Origin of the sequence: Francisella halioticida (genome assembly GCF_002211785.1) — a bacterium.
Classification (GTDB): domain Bacteria; phylum Pseudomonadota; class Gammaproteobacteria; order Francisellales; family Francisellaceae; genus Francisella; species Francisella halioticida.
Genome location: NZ_CP022132.1, coordinates 1,983,923 through 2,003,274, shown reverse-complemented (window position 1 = coordinate 2,003,274; position 19,352 = coordinate 1,983,923). Strand labels below are relative to the sequence as shown.

Genomic DNA, 19,352 nt, shown 5'->3' with positions numbered 1-19,352 from the left:
AATCAGTAGCTTTTTCTGGGGACATTATAATTTTTCGTCGTTTAGAAAATAAGATTCCTACACTTGATCAATTTGGAGCTCCTAAAATTCTTAAAGAAGTACAAGCTAAAAAAGGTGGTTTAATTCTTGTAACTGACCCCACTGGTTCAGGTAAAAGTAGTACTTTGGCAGCATTAGTTAATGAAATAAACAAAAAAGAGGATTCTCATATTTTAACTATCGAAGATCCTGTTGAGTTTGTCCATGTTAGTCAAAGAGCGTTAGTTAATCAACGTGAAGTAAAAAGAGATACTAAAAGTTTTAATGCGGCATTAAAATCAGCACTTAGAGAAGATCCTGATTGTATTCTTGTTGGTGAAATGAGAGATTTAGAGACTATTCGTTTGGCATTAGAAGCCGCTGAGACAGGACATTTGGTTTTTAGGAACTTTTTACATACAATGTCAGCTATTAAAACTGTTGATAGGGTTATTTCGGTATTTCCTCCTGCTGAGCAAGAGTTAGTACGAAACATGCTAGCAGAATCTTTACAAATAGTTATTTCACAAAGATTGCTAAACGTAAAGGAGGGGGACGAGTTGCTAGCTATGAGGTGCTTATTTCTAACTCAGGTATTCGAAATATGATCAAAGAAAATAAGCTTTCTCAGATATATACAGCCTTACAAACAGGTACTTCAAAAGGTATGTCAACAATGGAGCAAAGTATAGAGAATCTGCTTAAAGAAGGAACTATTACACCAGAAGAGGCAGCTAAGTATATAGTTGTTAGATAATTTAATAGCCTAGTTTCTCTTTTATTTTTCCTCTAAAAATATAATAAGCATAGCCAGTATAAAGCAATAACAATGGTATCATAATAATAGCGGGTATTAATGTAAATAATAAAGTTGTATCACTGGCTTGAGCTTGTAAATAAGTTATTTTATAAGGTATTATATAAGGGAAAATAAGAGTTAACATGCTTATATAAGTAAATATAAAAATAGCGACTGCTAGCCAATATGGTAGAACATGGTTCTTTGCATCAATAACTTTTATTAAGATGAAAAAGCTAATTAAAGTAAGAATGAATAATTCTCCTAGTATTACCATCTTGTATAAGTTATTTAGAGGAAGATTTACATATAATGGTGTAATAATACCTATTATAAGCATCATAAAGGCCAGAATCTTACTACAGTTTTTGGCAAACTGTTTTGCTTTTGTGAGTAACTCATCTTCAGTTTTTAGTATTAAGCGAGTAGCTCCTAATAGGCTATAGCCAAAAACCAAAGTAATTCCAGTTACAGAAGAAAACCCAATACCGTAGAAAGTGTTATGTGGGAATCCAATAATTAACTCACCAACTATGTAGCCTTGTAAAAAAGTAGCTACAAAAGATGATATGAAAAATAAACGATCCCAGTTCTTGATACCTTTTTGTGAAGACTTTAATCTAAACTCAAAGCATATCCCTCTAAGTAGTATCATTACTACAAGTAAAATTGCTGACAGGTATATTTTCGGAAAAATATATGCAAATGCTATTGGGAACATACCGTAAAAACACGCTAAAGCAAAAACTAACCATGTTTGATTACCATCCCATGTGGGGTAATAAAACACTTGTTGCTATATCTCTTTGATGATCATTTAGGAAAGGAAATAATATTCCCATTTCTAAGGCAAAACCATCTAAAATAACATATAAAAGTAAAGCAAATGCAATTATAATCAACCAAATTAGTGCTAAATCCATGATTTATTCCTCATCACTTATATTCTTTTCAACTGATTGAAAGTATGAGTAAGGCATTCTTTCTTCTCCAAGACTACTTGGACCATCTTTCACAATTTTTAGTAAATATTTGAAATAGAAGTAACCGAATATAATAAAGTAAACAATGATTATCGAAGCTAATGAAATAAAAACCTGCCAAAAACTAATATCACTTACAGAATATTGAGTTCTGAGAATATTATAAACAACCCATGGTTGCCTACCAAACTCTGCAGTGAGCCATCCTGTGATAATTGCAACAAAACCTAGAGGTGTTGTTATTGTACAAAGTTTGAGAAACCACTTTGATGAATATATTTTTTTTCTTGGTAATAGCGTTGTTCCAACTAAGCCAATTAAAATCATTAGTGTACCAATACCAACCATTATTCTAAAACTATAAAACACGACTGCTACTACAGGCCTATCTTTTTCAGGGACTGATTTTAATCCTATTAGTTTACCATTAAGTTTATGAGTATTTATCAAAGACGCTAGCTTAGGAATTTCTATGGAAAATAAGTTTTTTTCTTGAGATTCGCTTGGATATGCAAAAATAACAAAAGGAGCACCTTTTTGTGTATTCCAAATGCCTTCTATAGCAGCTGTTTTTAGAGGCTGATTTTCATGAACTTTTCTACCAACATCATCACCAACTAAAAGCTGACTTAAGCTTAGTATTAATATTGATATTATTGAAAACTTAACACAAGTTTTTGCAAAAGAATGATGCTTATCTTTTATAAGATAATAAGAACTAACTCCCAAAATAACCATCAAGGTACTTAGGTAGGCAGCTAAAAGCATATGTATATACCTAGGAATCACAGATGGGTTAAATATAACGTGATACCAGCTATAGATTTCAAACCTACCATTTATATAATTAACACCATCAGGAGTCTGCATCCAAGAGTTTGCTGACAATATCCAAAAAGCTGATAGTGTAACACCAACAAATATGATGAAGTTTGCTAAGAAGTGCATGTATTTATTGATTCGACCCCAGCCAAAAATCATTATCCCTAAAGCACCTGCTTCAATAAAAAACGCTGTTAGAACTTCATAAGTAAATAAAGATCCAAGTACAGGCCCCACCTTCTCTGCAAATCCAGCCCAGTTAGCTCCGAATTGGAATTCCATGACAATACCTGAAACAACGCCCATACCGAATGTTAGAGCAAATGTTTTTGTCCAAAACTTAACAATAGACAGATATTTGTCATTTTTTGTAATTAACCAAAGAGCCTCAAAGATCATCAAAAAAGTTGACAATCCTATACTAAAGGCTGGAAACAGTATATGAAAGCTTACGGTGAAAGCAAACTGTATTCTTGAAAGAATTTCGACCCAGTACATAGAAAAACTCTTATTTATTAGTGCTACTTAAAATCCAGCTTTAAAAGCTAGTTATTCTCGGCTGAGAGGACTGAATTTGTAACTATAGAGTCTCATATTGTAGTAGTATGCTCAAGTTATTTTAATAATAAAAATAAAATGTAAGGTTCATTAGTATATTTTTATCAATATAATTGTAAGTATAGTGAAGGAAGTATTATGAGGAATAGAATGAAAATATTAATAGCAGGAGGTTCGGGATTTGTCGGTAGAGAGCTATCTAAACATCTAAGTAGTAAATATGAACTAACTCTTTTAACTAGATTAGAAAAGAATATTCTAGAAAACTATCATAACTTAATTACATGGGGGCAGTTAACAGAGCAAAATATTACTAAGTACGATATTGTCATAAATTTATGTGGTTACAATATTGGTCAGAAGAGCTGGAGTAGAACAGTTAAAAAAAGAATATTATCAAGCCGTATTGAGCCAACTAATAAATTGGTCAAGCTTATAGGAAATAAAAACATTTGGTTAATAAATGCTAATGCTATAGGATATTATAATTTTTCTAAATTAATCCAAGATGAATATAATCATAGTAGAGATTATGATAAATTGAACTTTGGGCAAGAAGTTGTTGATGAATGGGAGAAATGTTTAGTTGACTCTCAGCTTCAAAGATATACAATTTTTCGCTTTGGAGTGGTTATTGGTAATGGTGGAGCTTTGCAGAAGGTATCTATGTCAGCCAAACTTGGATTTATAGCTATGTTAGGAGATGGTCTTAATTATATGAGTTGGGTCAGTGTACATGATTTATGTAGAGTTTTTGATTTTGTTATTAATAATAAATTTGATAATAAAGAAATATTTAACCTTACATCACCAAATGTGTGTCAACATCAAGTATTAATGAAATTGTTGAAAAAGTATTTAGTTAAAAAATATATAATCAAAATGCCAGCGTTTGTAGTTAAGCTACTGTTTGGTCAGATGGGTGAGGAATTATTACTTTCAAGTCAGAATATTAAACCTACAAGATTACTTTCAAAAGGCTTTGTGTTTGAAGATCTAAAAATGCAAAAAGCCTTAGAAAGATATATGTAAACAAGTAAAACCTCTGTTACTAATTTATAGTTGACTTTCAGAGCTGTAGTTTGTAGGTATTTTAACTGTTACAGTAAGTCCTTTTTGGTCAATATTATTTTTAGCAGAAATTTTGCCATGATGAAGTCTAACAATCTCTGTAACTATTGCTAGGCCTAATCCACTACCATCTTCACCAGTTCCAGTTTCGCGATAAAACCTATCAAAAATCCGATCAATGTTTTCTTGAGGAACACCAATACCATTATCTTTTATCTTAACAATTATGATGCTATCTTCTTGGTAAGAATGTATTTCAATATTTCCTCCATTTGGAGTATATTTTATAGCATTTGAAATTAGGTTTTTAAATAGTATTCCAAGCAGATAGTCATTACTGTAACAATAGATTTGATTTTTACATGGAAAGAATGATACTTCAATATCCTTTTCAATTGCTTTAATAGCATTATCTGCAATAAGAGTTTCAAGGGTTTTATTAATCATAAGCTTTTTACCAAATGTAATTTGTTCATTTGGCTGAATTCGACTGAGTGTTAATAGTTGATCAATAATATGTGAATATCTATTGGTTGAGCTTTCAATCTTTACTAGCTTTTGTTTAATCTCTCCAATATCGTCTGATGCAAGTGCAATTTCGACTAGTGTTTTGACGCCAGCAATAGGCGTTTTTAACTCGTGAGCAGCATCACCAGAGAAGCGCTTTTCTCTTTCTAATGTTTCATGGAATTTTTCAATTAGAGAGTTTATCTGTTCAACTAAAGATTTAATTTCATAAGGAATGATATCTTCATCAAGTTTTTCATTCTTACGAGGGTTTATTTTTGCAACACGTTTATTTATACGTTTAAGAGGATGCAGAGCAGTCTTTAAAATATAATATATAAAAGCGATTAAAATTATGTAGGTTGAAGCTAATAGTATTGCAAATTTAAAAATTATTTGTCTAGAAACTTTATCTTTAGCCTCATTGTTTGCAAATATCGTTATGATTTTGTCATTATCCGTTTTTAATGTATATATGTACCAGTGTTTTTTGGTTCCTGATGCATTACTATAGAACCAGTCAAAACCAGCTTTTGAAACAATACTTTCATAATCTTTATGAAAAATTGGAAGATTAGAAGTTTTTAATAATAACTTTTTATGCTTAAGATCATAAACAATAAAGCCAACACTTTCATTATGATTTTTAATATCTAAAAACGATGAAGATATTTTATTGACAATTATATTTGTAGCATGTTTATCACTTTCTAAAGGATATATTTTCAAAACTGTCTCAATAACTTGAGCGGCAGACCTTAATTGATAATCAAAGAGAGCATCGTTTTGATGTTTAACTTGATAGAAACTAAAAACTGATATTACAAGCATAAATACAGCAAAGAAGCTTGCGAAAGAGACAACCAAAAAACTTAATATTGAGCCTTCTTTCTTATTTTTTATAAACATGCTATTTGTGCTTTTATTCAACTTATTGGTATATTATAAAGAATTTTGAAATTTATTATTAGTTTTATAGTTGTTATAATAATTTGTAATATTTAAAAATTATATAAGAGTGTATAGTTTACTAAATTTTATGAGTAAAATAGCTAAGCCTTTCTATACAAAATATTATGAGTGTGCGACTTTGTACTTCTATACAGATGAGGATCTTAGGTTTGATCTTGTTATAACCTGCCCTCATGCAGATCTTGGGAGTAACTTTACTGAATTTGATTATCCTGCTATAAAGCAGTTAGTGAAATTAGAAAAAAAAGATTTTGATGATTTCTTATCGATTGAATATGACTTTGGAACATATTCTCTTAGCCATGCTATAGCTCAAAAATTATATTCAGAATATAGTTTATATACTTTAATTATGGAACCAACATTTCCTCGTTCAATATTAGATGCTGGAAGGCTATATCCAAATTGTATAAGAAATATTATTGACTATGACCAGCATCCTAAATTAAAAAATTCTTTGGTAAAACTTTATGATGAGTATATGCAGAAACTTTGCCATGTTGTTGCAGTCGCCAAGAACTATAATGCTATTTCTATAGATTTGCATACGATGTCTAGTTACTCTCCAAATGTTATCCAAGAGAGATATTCTGAGGCAATAATAGAAACTCCAGAAACATTAGATGATTATATTGATTTATACAGAAAGGCACATATGGAAGGAGAAAAAAGAATAACTGAGCTTTTTACGGGAGATGCTCGTAATGGTATTTTTGCTTCTAAAGAGCTGTTAGGATCTTTGTCTTGTGAATTAGAAGCAATGGGTATAGATATACAGTACGATAAGCCATATATTCTTGCTGAGCATTTAGTGGCTCACTACCTTGTTTGCGAATTAGAAACTGTCTGTATTGATATACCTAAGGACCTTTTATCTAAAATAACAACGGCAGATAATGAAAAATACGATATAGCTAACTTAGAAGTTGATCAAAAAAAGTTAATATCAATGGCCGAAGCTTTTGCTAAGGCTATTGCTGGTACGTGTAAACAAAAACAATTGAAAGGCGCATAATTTATGGCAATAAAAACAACAAATTCTATTTCTGAAAAAATTTGGGGCAAAAAAGCTATTCATATACCTAATACTACAGATATATATGGAGCTGATTTAGTTAGCTCTTTTGTAGATAAGTATGTTACGCGTACACTCTGTTTACTTGCTAAAGACCATAAAATAGTTTTGCCTAAGAAGACTCATGATGAAGTCAAAAAAATAGTTTCTTATTTTAATAAGATTGGTCTTGATTATATAAATATGGAAAATTTTATATTTCTGCATAATGAACATTATCGGTTCTCAACAATTGTTATGAATTATGTAGATCAGATTCTAGAGTTTAGCAATCCTGAGTATACACATCTTGTACCTTTTACTTCAGCCACTGCAATTGAATTATTAGGAATTAAATATAAGAAAAACTATGGATTATCAGAGGCACTTTCTCAATTTTTAAATGATAAGTCTTTCTTAAGGCAGATGTTACATGATAAGGGCATATTAGTTCCTAGTGTAAACATAATTTCAACAGTTAGTGATGATGACTATGTTAAAAAAGCATTAAAAATATATCGTAAATATGAGAATAAAGGTATATATGAATGCGCTGTAATTATACCTAGAGCTTGCTCAGGTTATGGCATCCATTGTTTTCAAAGTGAAAAGGCATTGAGAGAAATTTTAAAGCTCATGAGAAGAGTGGAAATATTTATGATTGATCCATGGTTAGACAATCTTGGGTCGCCGGCTTTTCAAGTAAGTGTTGCTGATAAAAAAGATGACGATATTTGTTTAGGACTAAGTGATCAAATGCTAGATGGACAGACTCATTTAGGCAATAAATATAAATCTGAATTTAGTGATGAGCCAGCTGTTATTGAAATGTGTGATGAGGTAACTGAAATTCTACGTGATATGGGAGTTCGAGGAATTGTTGGTGTTGATCTTTTGATACGTAAAATAGATGGAAAGATTGTTCCATACGTCTTAGAAGTTAATGCAAGACAAACAGGAGCAATATATGCTGGATTTTTAGCCTATGAAATACGTAATGGCGAACATAAACCGTGGGTTGGACATAATAATGTAGTTGTACCAGAAGGTTCAACGATAGAAGACTATCATGAGTATTTAAAGTCAAAAGAAATAGATTATACGTATGGTGATAATGAAGGTGTTATTATTACCTGTATAGGAAATCTTGAACTAAACCATAAAGTAATGATTTTAGTTATCGCTGATACTGATGATCGTTTAAATGAAATTCTTGATATAGCAACTTCTTTTGAATAAATATTTTTCCATATATTAAATCTAATCTATTTTATTTAGTGTAGCTAGTAATTAAAAGTAATCGAAAAGAGCATTCTTTGGATATCCTATTATTTTATTGCTTGAAGTATGCCTGTAATTATCATTTGTGTACTAATAATTGTTAGTATCATTCCCATAAGTCTTTCGATTGCTCTCATACCTCTTTTGCCTAAAATACGCTTTAAAAAAGGAGCAATTAAAAGTATTAATAAGGTGGCAAGACAGGCCAGGGTTATTGATAGCCAACTTAACCATAAGCCTATACAATTGTGCTGAGCTATGATCATGACCATTGCGATACTTGAGGGGCCTGCCATTAAAGGGACTGCTAATGGCACAATAAAAGGGTCTGTATCATCTTCGGGTCTCATATTTTCATCAGATATCATCTTTAACGCCATGATAAATAAAATCACACCACCTGAGACTTGTACTGCTGCGACAGAGATACTCATTAAGCTTAAAATAGTTTTACCACAGAAGAAAAATAAACTGAGTATAAAAAAAGCTATTATCATTTCCCTTATGATTATTTTTCTTTGATCAATACTGTTGTATTTTCTAAGTATACTTAGAAATATAGGAATATTACCGATTCCGTCTGTTAATAAAAATATTGTTACAAATATTGTGTAAAAATTCATAGTTAATCTGCCTATTAAAGTGTTAATCAATGTTAAAACAAATTTAACTTTGATTAAAAAAACATGTCCTAAATTTATTTCTGTAATTTATTTGATGTTACGTTTTTAAAAAGTAAGAACATTAGCTTTTGTTTGAATGTATGTAATCTATCATATTGTTTTCATTGATGCCACTTTCTTCAGCATGAACTGTCTATACTAAACTATAGCTTTTGTTATATAGACTGTTGAAAATTTAAGTTCAAAGATTATATATTTGAAAAATATATCTAATCATAACTATCATAAATTTATAAATATTTGTGATTTTTAAAACGTATCGAGAGGCTCAAAAAACGATATATTCAAATAGTAAGCATTTTGAATAAATAGCTAAATAATTTAATAAGTCTTTTATATGCATGATTTATAAGATATGAAATTAAGTTTATGCATAAAAAATTATATGGAGTATAGATGATAGATGAGGTTTTAGACAAGAAGACCCCAAAAACAATGCTAATATTGATTACTGTAGTAGCGGCATTAGCTGGTCTTTTATTTGGTATTGATACAGGGGTGATTTCTGGTGCATTACCAATTTTACAAAAAAATTTTAATATAAGTACATTTGAGCAAGAGACTGTTGTAAGTGCAGTTTTATTTGGTGCTTTTATAGGTACTATAGTGGGTTCATTTCTATCTAGAAGATTTGGGAGGAAGACTTCTTTAATAATCGCAGCAGCTTTATACACGATAGGATCATTACTTTCAGCAAGCGCATCTGGACCAGACAGCTTAATATTCTATCGCCTTATTTTAGGTTTTTCTGTAGGAATAGCTGCTTTTGTAGCACCGATGTATTTATCTGAAATGGCCCCTAAGCATTTACGTGGTGGTATTATAAGTATGTATCAGGTTATGGTATATGTCGGAATTTTACTTTCTTTTATCAGTGATACTGTTTTTAGTTATTTTGAATCATGGCGCGGAATGTTAGGCATTATTGCTGTTCCATCGATTATCATGTTTCTTTTATTATGATTGCTACTAAAAAGTCCTAGGTGGTTGTTTTTAGCAGGTAAAGGTCAAAAGGAAGTAGAAGAAGTTCTTTTGAAAATAAGAAGAAACAGCTCTGAAATTCAGACTGAAATAACAGAGATGAACACTGTAGCACAACAGACAAAAAATGATAGTGGCTTAAAACTTTTCTTCTCAAATAATAATTTTAGAAGAGTAGTCGGTCTTGGCGTGTTGCTGCAAGTTATGCAGCAGTTTACAGGGATTAATATGATATTTTATTATGCTTCTAAGATATTTGGGATGGCAGGATTTGAATCAACAACTTCTCAAGGCTGGGTTACTGTATTTATTGGTGTAGTTAATATTATAGCATGCTTAGCTGCAATTCCTTTTGTTGATAGAAAGGGAAGAAAACCTCTGCTATATTATGGATATGTTGGCATGACTATATCAATGCTATTATTATCGATAGTTTTCTATATTGGAGTAACGTCATTATTTATAGAAATATTAGCAATCATTGCAATCTTGGGTTTCTTAATAACTTTTGCATTTAGTTCAGGGCCTGTTATTTGGGTACTATGTGCAGAAATTTTCCCATTACATGGTCGTGATTTTGGTTTATGTGTAGCAACTTGTGCAAACTGGATATCAAATTTTATTTTAGCTCTATTCTTCTTGAGTATGCTTAATGCTATAGGAGCTAGCAATACCTTTCTGGTTTTCACTATTTTTAATTTTATTTGTTTATTCTTTATCTATTTTCTGTTGCCAGAAACAAAAGGTGTTTCACTGGAATCTATTGAGGAGAAACTTAGTTCAGGAGCATCTTTAAGAAATATTGGAGAGTAATGATGAAACGTATTGCTGAGATTATCCGAGTTAAGAAAGATAGGCTTTCTGAGTATGTAAAATTACATAATAATATTCCTGATGAAGTTTTAGTAGAAATAAAAAAAGCAAACATAAGTAATTATTCTATTTTTCTCGATAAAGAAACCTTGTTTGCCTATTTTGAATATACTGGTGATGACTTTGAAAGAGATATGTCGAGAATGGCTAAATCTGAAATTATAAAGATATGGTGGCGTAAGACTGATTTATGCCAAGAGCCTTTTTTAGATAGAGATCAGGGAGATTGGTGGAAGAAATTAGAGCAAGTTTTTTTATGGAGTAAATAGGTTAGGTATCCTACTTCAAATATAAATAAATTAGTAATTGTTATAAAGGAGTAATTATGAGTAGGTTAAAAGGTAAAGTTGCAATAGTTACAGCAGCTGGTCAAGGTATAGGCAAAGCAACGGCTTTGGCCTTTGCAAGACAAGGAGCCAAGGTGTATGCTACGGATATTAACAGGCAAACGTTGCAAGAACTTTCTCAAGAGTGTAGCTTCATTGAAATATTTGAATTAGATGTTACTAAGCAGCAACAAATTGAGAGCTTTGCAAATAAGATAGGTAGTGTTGATATATTATTTAATTGTGCAGGATTTGTTCATCATGGCACGTTTTTAGAAACAGAAGTTTCAGATTTGGACTGGTCTTTTAACTTAAATGTACGTTCTATGTATTTTATGATTAAAGCTTTTCTACCAGTTATGTTGGAACAAAAAAGTGGTTCAATAATTAATATGTCATCAGTAGCATCTAGTATCAAAGGTGTACCAAATCGTTTTGTTTATACTACAACTAAAGCCGCTACTATTGGCTTAACAAAATCAATAGCAGCAGATTTTGTTAAAGATGGCATTCGTGTAAACGCAATTTGTCCAGGAACTATTGAATCTCCATCTTTATTAGCTAGGATCAAAGCTCAAGGAGGCGAGCAGGCCAGACTGGACTTTATTAATCGCCAGCCTATGGGTAGATTAGGTGTAGTTGATGAAGTTGCTGCATTAGCTGTTTATTTAGCTAGTGATGAAAGTGTTTTCGTTACCGGTGGGCAGCATGTCATAGATGGTGGTTGGGCAAATTAAAATAAATTTAAATTATGAAAGAATATAGATAATAAAGGAGAATATGGAAGATGAAATTCTTACGTTATGGAGAGGTAAATAATGAAAAACCTGCTGTTTTGGATGAAAAGGGTAATGTTAGAGATTTATCAGGGCATGTAAAAGACATTTCCTCACAAACGATTAATTATATTTTAGAAGAGCTTATTGTAGATAAAGATTTTAATATCGAAGAATTACCAATAGTAGATAAAGCAAATATTTTACGAATTGGTGCTCCAATTTCAGGCGTTGGTAAATTTATCTGTATTGGGTTAAATTATATTGATCATGCAGAAGAAAGTAAAATGGCACGACCATCAGAGCCACTTGTTTTTTTCAAAATTCACAAGTGCTTTATGCGGCCCTAATGATGATATCATTATTCCTCCAAATTCTAAGAAGGTTGATTGGGAAGTAGAGCTAGGTGTAATTATTGGAAAAGATGGTATTCATATAGATGAAGCTGATGCGATGTCACATGTTGCAGGATTTTGTGTTATTAATGACCTTTCAGAGAGAGAGTTTCAACTATAAAGACATGGTCAGTGGGTTAAAGGTAAGAGTTATCGTAATTTTGGTCCTATTGGTCCTTGGCTAGTTACTCAAGATGAGATCAATGATGTTGATGATCTAAATATGCATTTATCAGTTAATGCTAAAGAGTTCCAGAATGGTAATACAAAAGACCTAATTTTTAAAATACCTCATTTAATATCCTACCTTAGTCAGTTTTGTGATTTAAAAGAGGGAGATATTATCTCAACAGGGACTCCAAAAGGAGTTGGTATAGGTCAAAATCCTCAAGTTTATCTAAAAGCAGGAGATAGTGTTGTGCTATCTATAGCAGGTTTGGGAGAGCAAAGACAAAAAGTTATTAATTACAAAGCATAAAGGCTGGCTATAACTATGATTATAAAAGATATAACAGTTCATGATATACGCTTTCAGACTTCGAAAAGCTTAGATGGCTCAGATGCAATGAATAAAGATCCTGATTATTCAGCTGCATATGTTATTTTGCATACAGATCAGGGGTTACAAGGTCATGGTTTAACATTTAGCATAGGTCGAGGTAACGAGGTCTGTGTAGCAGCAGTAGAAGCCTTATCATACTTAGTTAAGGGTCATGCTTTGTCTGAGTTTACTAATGATATGGGTAAATTCTTGAAATATATCACAGGTGATAGTCAATTACGATGGTTAGGTCCTGATAAAGGAGCTATTCATTTAGCAACAGCTGCTATTGTAAATGCTGTATGGGATTTATGGGCTAAGGTAGAAAAAAAACCTTTATGGAAATTAATTACGGATATGTCCCCAGAAGAGCTTATTAAATGTATTGATTTTACATATATAACAGATGTCATAACTCGATCAGAAGCTTTAAAAATTCTTAAAAGCAAAGAAGCTACAAAACATCAGCGTATCCAATAAATGCTTGAAAATGGTTACCCAGCTTATACAACTTCAGCTGGTTGGTTAGATTATTCTGATGATAAACTTAGAAGGTTATGTCAAGAGTCAGTAGATTTAGGCTGGAACTATATAAAGTTAAAAGTAGGTGAAAATATCGATGATGATATTAGACGATGTGGTATTGCTAGAGAAGTTATAGGAGCTGATCGACGTTTAATGATCGACGCCAATTAGTGTTGGGAAGTAAGTGAAGCTGTTGAGTGAGTTAATAAACTCAAGCGATTTGATCCATGGTTTATTGAAGAACCTACAAGCCCTGACGATGTGTTAGGGCATAAGAAAATACGTCAGCAAATTAAACCAGTTAAGGTAGCAACAGGAGAGCATTGTCAGAATCGCATAATATTCAAGCAGTTTATTGAATCTGGAGCATTAGATGTTTGTCAAATTGATAGTTGTAGACTAGGTGGAGTTAATGAAATTTTAAGTGTTTATCTTATGGCAGCTAAGTATAATATTCCAGTTTGTCCTCATGCTGGAGGAGTTGGCTTATGTGAATATGTTCAACATCTTTCTTTTATTGATTATATTGCTATTTCCGGAACACTTGAAGATAGAGTGACTGAGTATGTTGATCACTTGCATGAACATTTCGTTAATCCTGTAGTTATTGAAAATGGTTGCTATAGGGCTCCAATGGCTCCTGGTTATAGTATAGAAATGTTCCAAGAGTCATTAAAAACCTATAGTTACCCTCTTGGTAAAGCATGGTGTCAAGTGTAAAGAAGAGATAATTTATGAATTATAGAAAGTTAGGCAAACTGCCATTAACTGTATCAGAGATAGGCTTTGGTGGAGCTCCAATAGGTAACCTATATACTAGTGTTAGTAATGATCAAGTTACTTCAGTTATAGATTCTGCTTGGGAGCAAGGAGTTCGCTATTTTGATACAGCTCCTCAGTATGGCCATGGTTTAAGTGAGCATCGACTTGGTTATAATTTGTATAAATACCCTAGAGATGAGTTTGTGCTATCAACCAAAGTTGGCAAGGTTTTAACTCCTGCTCGTGGAAATTTTAAGACTGATGAAGAGTGGTTTGTAAATCCCTTACCTAATGAAATTCATTATGATTATTCCTATACTGGCTTTATGAGAAGTATTGAAGGGAGCTTACAACGTTTGGGAGTAAATTATCTTGATATTGTTCATATCCACGATTTAGATAGAATAGTTTTAGGTAGTGATTTTGAAAGGCAATTTGCTATTACTATGAGATCTGGTTATAAAGCTTTAGAAGAGCTAAAAAACCAAGGGATAATAAAAGCAATTAGTTTGGGTGTAAAACAATGGCAAGTTTGTGATCAAGCTTTACAGCAGGCAGATTTTGACTGCTTTATGCTACAAGGGAGTTATACGCTTTTAGACCAAAGTGCCAAGGAATTTTTAAATACTTGCTTTCAAAAACAGATCGCTGTATTACAAGCAAGACCCTTTGAATCAGGTATTTTAGCTACAGGTATCCATAAGGATATGAAATATAATTATATTTCTCCAGATGAGAATATCCAAAAGAAAGTTATGGAAATACAAAAACTATGCACTAAATATAACTTAGCTATAAATGCTGTAGCATTAGCTTTTCCTCTACGTCACCCTAGTATGGCTTCTGTAGTTACAGGAATGAGACAAAGTAGCGAATTAAGAAACAATATTGAAGCATATCAGAAATTAATCCCCATTGGATTGTGGCAAGATCTAAATGAAATATTGATCTAAATTATGGAACCAAACTTATGATACTTGATTCGCATGTGCATTTTATAGACTATCAGAATAATAAGGATGATTATCCATGGATAGATTCTAATATGGATGTCCTAAAGCAAGAGTTATTGCCTCAACAACTATATCATGATAGTCGAATATCTAATGTAAATTCAGTGATAGCAATACAAGCAGTACGATCTATAAAAGAAACAGAATGGTTATTAAAACTTGCTACTGAAAATGATTTTATTGCAGGAGTTGTTGGTTGGGTTGATTTAAGTTCAAACAGTGCTTTGATAAATCTAAGAAAACTTAGCAAAAATAATAAATTTATCGGTGTTCGTAACATGCTACAAGATAGAGAGAATATTGATTTTATGTTATCAGATGATTTCTGTAGAGGAATATCATCATTAAGTTTATTTGATATTAGTTATGATCTATTAATAAAGCCAGAACATATAGAGAATGCATCTAAGCTAGTTTCTAAATACCCAGATATAAAATTCATAGTTGATCATATGGCAAAGCCTTGTATAAAAGATCAAAAATTTGAAGGCTGGAAAGAGGATATGATTGAATTATCAAAATATGAGAATGTAGCTTGTAAACTCTCGGGATTAGTTACAGAAGCAGATACAAATAATTGGAAGTTTGCAGACTTCACAGGCTATTTAGATATTATCTTCCAAAACTTTGGTAGTAATAGAGTCATATATGGTTCAGATTGGCCTGTTCATAAGCTTGCCAGTACATATCGACAACAATTTAGTATAATAAATGATTATATAATAAATAATACATCTAACGTCAAACAAACTTATGAGAAAATATTTTTTAGAAATGCTTTAAGTTTTTATCCACGCTTAAAAATTAGTAATTCTTAGCAATGAGAATAGTATTTCACCTATTTTTTGTGTGCTCAAGAAAACAGCCTGTATTTGTGTGGGCGAATAAACATTCTTGGTTTTACATTACAAAAATTTTGGAAACTATATTAACTTTAGATATTTTAAAATCTAAAAAGCTTATAATTTAAGCATTGATTTATTTTGGAAGAAAGAAGGCAAAAGGTATACCAATAACAGCTGTAAAACAAATGCTTAGAAGAATCTTTGGAGTGGCCACATACCAGCCATTACTCCAGGAGCTGCTCGAATAAAAAAAATCATAACTATAGCTTAAAGTTGCAATCAAACATATTGTCCGCAATAGTAATCAAAAAAATTGTGAGATTCATCCATGGAATTATTAACTTAATGTTTCAAAGTTATTAGCACATCAAAGAAATATTGATTATTCAAAATAGAATTTTTAATTGATCTCTTCGTATTAATAATAAGTATTATTAGTCTGTTCTATAATTTCTATTTAAGTTCATCTACTATTTTTTGTTGTTCAATATCTAGTTTAACAGACTTTGATTTATCACTAGCAATATACATATAGACAACAGGTAGGACAACTAAAGAGAAAAGAGCTCCAATAACTAGACCACTTGATATAACTACACCAATACAGTTCCTACTTACTGCACCAGCTCCTGTAGAGGTGACAAGAGGAATTACACCAACAACCATAGCTGATACAGTCATTAATATCGGTCTTAAACGTTGTGATGAGGATTTGACGATTGCATCATATTTACTTAATCTTTCATGTTTTTGTAAATGATTGGCAAACTCAACAACCATAATTCCTTGTTTTGATATTAGTCCTATTAGTGTTACTAGACCAAGCTCAGTGTAGATATTTAGTGAAGCCCAACCTGCACCAATATATTGCCCGACATATAAAGGAATCAAGGCTCCTGAAATAGCCATTGGGATGGTTACTAGGATAACTAGTGAATCTCTAAAACTTTCAAATTGAGCAGATAGAGCTAAGAATATTAGCACAATTGCAAAAGCAAAGGCGACCATCATGGTATTGCCATTTTCAACATATTGGCGAGCTGAACCTGAGAAATTATATGAGAATCCCGCTGGTAGTTGGTCTCTAACTACATTTTTAACATAATCAACAGCTTGTCCCTGGGTGACACCGGGCGCCATAACTGCAGAAATTGTTGCAGAGTTTAGCTGTTGGAAAGTGTTTTGTGTTAGAGGTTGTCCTTTTGTTTTAAATGTCATTAGAGCTGATAGGGGAACTTCGGAATTAAATAAATCTGAAGAGTCATCTGAGCGTATAAAGATACTTCCTAGTTGTTCTTGGGTTAACATCTCATTTCTAGCTAATTGAGGTATCACTTGGAAACTATAACCTTTGAGGAAGAAATAGTTTATGTAACCACCAGCATATGAAGAGCCAAGTGTTTTGGCAATATCAGCCATTGTGATTCCTAGGATGCCTGCTTTTTCACGATCTATGTTTATATCAACAACAGGGTTATCAAATTTAAGGTCGCTTTGTGTAAAAACAAATAGGCCACTTTTCATCATCTTATCAATGACTTTATTAGTAATGTCATTTATTGCTTTATAATCATTAACACTTTGAATAACCAGAGAGAGAGGGGCACCTCGAGGAATCCCCGGTAGAGAAGGCATTTGTTGTACATATGTTTGTATACCAGGCAATGCAGTTACTCTAGATTGGATTAAGTTAGCTGCCTTTTGCTGAGAAATTTTTCTGTCATCCCAAGGTTTCATAATAAATCCACTAAAGATTACATTAGAACCCATTACACCGTTTAGAATAAAAGTATCTTTTTTACCAGGTACTTTGTCTAAAGTTTGATTTAGCTTTTTACCAAAAGCTTCTGAGTAATTAATATTCGCAGAAGATGGGGCTTGACCTATTACCGCAATAAATCCCTGATCTTCAGTTGGAGCAAGTTCTGATTTGATGCCAGTCCCCATTATAAAACAGCTAATAAGTACTATAATTCCCATTATAGCAATGGCTGGTTTTATATCTAAAACAAATATGAGTAAAGACTTATATTTTGCTGTTAACTTACTAAATACTGAATCTACAAATTTCACTAATTTAGAGCTCATCATTTGGCGATTAAGTACTTTTGAACATATCATTGGCGATAGTGTATAGGCAACTATACCAGATATAAGTACAGCTCCAGCAAGTGAGTAGGCAAACTCAGTAAATAATTGTCCTGTAAATCCTCCCATCATTCCAATAGGAGCATATACGACTAGTAGAGTTAAAGTCATTAATACTACAGGGTTAGCTATTTCTCTAGCCCCTTTTATTGCTGCAGGGAAAGGTTCCATGCCTTCTTCAATATGGCGATAAATATTTTCAAGTACAACAATAGCGTCATCAACCACTAATCCTATGGCAAGGATCATCGCTAATAAGGTTAGGAGATTTATTGAGAATCCCATCATGCTCATTAAGAAAAAAGAGCCTATAATTGATAAAGGAATAGCTATTACAGGTACAATAATTGCTCTTAGTGACCCTAAAAATAAAAACATTACAATAGACACGATAATTATTGCTTCAGCAAGAGTGTGAATAACCTCATCAATTGAGCTTTCTATATATAAGGTTTGGTTGTAAGCAATATCAACATCTAAACCATTAGGTAAGCTGGCTTTAATATTTGGAAGTTCTTTGATTAGATTGGCAACAACTGAAAGGGGATTATCTTCTGGTGAAACTACTGCACCTGCAAGTACAGCATTTTTACCAGCAAAGTATACTGAAGAGTTATAGTCTTGAGCGCCAAGTTCTACTTTTGCAACATCTTTCAGTCTAACTACTTGTTTACTACTTTTTTTGATAATGAGGTTTTCATAGTCTTGGGCTTTAGACATACTTGTCTCAGGGTTTAGCGTATAGTTTAAATATGGTCCTTGTATTTGACCACCAGCTGAGACCAAACTGTTAGCGCCAATTGCTTGAGATAGCTCATTAGGAGTTATGCCATATTCTGCCATACGAGATTTGTTAGGATATGCACGCATTGCATATGGCTTATTGCCCCATACATCTATTTCTGATAATCCACCTTTAGCAAGTAGTTTTGGTGTTAGCTCTGAGTTTATATATGCAGATATTTCTGAGGAATCCATTGTTTTACTGGTAAAAGCAAGAATTAATGCGGGGAAATTATCAGCTGGATTTAATTTGATTGCAGGAGAATAAGCATCTTTGGGTAGTTGATTAAGAACAGAGTTTACATTTTGTACAACTTCAGATAAAACATCATTAGAGTTATAGCCAAGCTTAACATATACCGTAATTGTACTAGTTCCTAGGGCAGACTCAGATGTCATATAGTCGATGCCTTTTGATGAGCCGACAGATGCTTCTATTGGTCTAGTTACAAATGCTTGAATCGTTGCTGGGTTTGCGCCTGGGTATGATGTTGTAACTGTGATGGTTGCACTATCAATATAGGGATATTGCCTAATCTGAAGGTTAAAAAATGAACCAACTCCAACAACAATAATCATAAAACTTATTGAAAGAGATAAAACAGGTCTTCTTATGAAAATATCAATAAGACGCAT

The 19,352-nt window shown here is 32.2% G+C and carries 13 protein-coding genes and 5 pseudogenes; 13 read left to right on the top strand and 5 right to left on the bottom strand.

Going from position 1 to position 19,352, the window contains the following annotated elements:
- Positions 1–29 precede the first annotated feature (29 nt).
- Positions 30–775: pseudogene (locus CDV26_RS10625) on the top strand (type IV pilus twitching motility protein PilT); the annotation flags it as partial.
- A gap of 1 nt (position 776) precedes the next feature.
- On the opposite strand, the pseudogene CDV26_RS10620 reads toward CDV26_RS10625, so the two are convergent.
- Together CDV26_RS10620 and CDV26_RS10615 are read right to left on the bottom strand one after the other, a co-directional pair.
- Positions 777–1,740 (bottom strand): annotated as a pseudogene (locus CDV26_RS10620) (cytochrome d ubiquinol oxidase subunit II).
- Between the two features lie 3 nt (positions 1,741–1,743).
- On the bottom strand, positions 1,744–3,060 hold the full coding sequence (locus tag CDV26_RS10615; protein WP_245806578.1) for a cytochrome ubiquinol oxidase subunit I: 1,317 nt from the start codon (positions 3,058–3,060) through the stop codon (positions 1,744–1,746).
- A gap of 270 nt (positions 3,061–3,330) precedes the next feature.
- Between CDV26_RS10615 and CDV26_RS10610 the strand changes: the two genes are divergently transcribed.
- Positions 3,331–4,212, top strand: coding sequence for a TIGR01777 family oxidoreductase (locus tag CDV26_RS10610; RefSeq protein ID WP_088773237.1), 882 nt, complete (start codon positions 3,331–3,333; stop codon positions 4,210–4,212).
- 24 nt (positions 4,213–4,236) lie between these two features.
- On the opposite strand, the gene CDV26_RS10605 is transcribed toward CDV26_RS10610, so the two are convergent.
- The gene (locus tag CDV26_RS10605) at positions 4,237–5,667 is read right to left on the bottom strand and encodes a sensor histidine kinase (RefSeq protein ID WP_088773236.1); all 1,431 of its coding nucleotides are present in this window, start codon (positions 5,665–5,667) and stop codon (positions 4,237–4,239) included.
- Positions 5,668–5,797: 130 nt separating this feature from the next.
- Between CDV26_RS10605 and CDV26_RS10600 the strand changes: the two genes are divergently transcribed.
- A complete protein-coding gene (locus CDV26_RS10600) occupies positions 5,798–6,745 on the top strand; it encodes a hypothetical protein (RefSeq protein ID WP_088773235.1) in 948 nt (315 codons plus the stop codon).
- Between the two features lie 3 nt (positions 6,746–6,748).
- Positions 6,749–8,023 carry an ATP-grasp domain-containing protein gene (locus tag CDV26_RS10590; RefSeq protein ID WP_169709733.1) on the top strand — a complete coding sequence of 425 codons (1,275 nt, stop codon included), beginning with the start codon at positions 6,749–6,751 and terminating at the stop codon, positions 8,021–8,023.
- A gap of 89 nt (positions 8,024–8,112) precedes the next feature.
- Here the strand turns inward: CDV26_RS10590 and CDV26_RS10585 are convergent, their stop codons facing one another.
- Positions 8,113–8,688: a MarC family protein gene (locus tag CDV26_RS10585; protein ID WP_088773234.1), complete on the bottom strand. Its 576-nt coding sequence runs from the start codon at positions 8,686–8,688 to the stop codon at positions 8,113–8,115.
- Positions 8,689–9,144: 456 nt separating this feature from the next.
- Here CDV26_RS10585 and CDV26_RS13320 point away from each other — a divergent pair.
- From CDV26_RS13320 to CDV26_RS10550, 9 genes and pseudogenes are all read left to right on the top strand, one after another.
- Positions 9,145–10,542, top strand: a pseudogene (locus tag CDV26_RS13320) (sugar porter family MFS transporter).
- A gap of 2 nt (positions 10,543–10,544) precedes the next feature.
- Positions 10,545–10,871: an L-rhamnose mutarotase gene (locus CDV26_RS10575; protein WP_157671611.1), complete on the top strand. Its 327-nt coding sequence runs from the start codon at positions 10,545–10,547 to the stop codon at positions 10,869–10,871.
- Between the two features lie 56 nt (positions 10,872–10,927).
- A complete protein-coding gene (locus CDV26_RS10570) occupies positions 10,928–11,665 on the top strand; it encodes an SDR family oxidoreductase (protein ID WP_088773232.1) in 738 nt (245 codons plus the stop codon).
- Between the two features lie 50 nt (positions 11,666–11,715).
- A complete protein-coding gene (locus tag CDV26_RS13315; protein WP_245806445.1) occupies positions 11,716–12,054 on the top strand; it encodes a hypothetical protein in 339 nt (112 codons plus the stop codon).
- Positions 11,975–12,577 (top strand): annotated as a pseudogene (locus CDV26_RS10565) (fumarylacetoacetate hydrolase family protein). Before CDV26_RS13315 ends, CDV26_RS10565 begins: the two are co-directional and overlap by 80 nt.
- 15 nt (positions 12,578–12,592) lie before the next feature.
- Positions 12,593–13,120 carry an enolase-like domain-containing protein gene (locus CDV26_RS12715; protein ID WP_211276368.1) on the top strand — a complete coding sequence of 176 codons (528 nt, stop codon included), beginning with the start codon at positions 12,593–12,595 and terminating at the stop codon, positions 13,118–13,120.
- Positions 13,121–13,885 (top strand): annotated as a pseudogene (locus tag CDV26_RS13310) (enolase C-terminal domain-like protein).
- 14 nt (positions 13,886–13,899) lie between these two features.
- Positions 13,900–14,880, top strand: a complete 981-nt coding sequence (locus tag CDV26_RS10555) for an aldo/keto reductase (protein ID WP_088773231.1) — start codon at positions 13,900–13,902, stop codon at positions 14,878–14,880.
- Positions 14,881–14,897: 17 nt separating this feature from the next.
- Complete coding sequence (locus CDV26_RS10550) at positions 14,898–15,758, top strand: amidohydrolase family protein (protein WP_088773230.1); 861 nt, start codon at positions 14,898–14,900, stop codon at positions 15,756–15,758.
- Positions 15,759–16,238: 480 nt separating this feature from the next.
- Here the strand turns inward: CDV26_RS10550 and CDV26_RS10545 are convergent, their stop codons facing one another.
- Complete coding sequence (locus CDV26_RS10545; RefSeq protein WP_088773229.1) at positions 16,239–19,352, bottom strand: efflux RND transporter permease subunit; 3,114 nt, start codon at positions 19,350–19,352, stop codon at positions 16,239–16,241.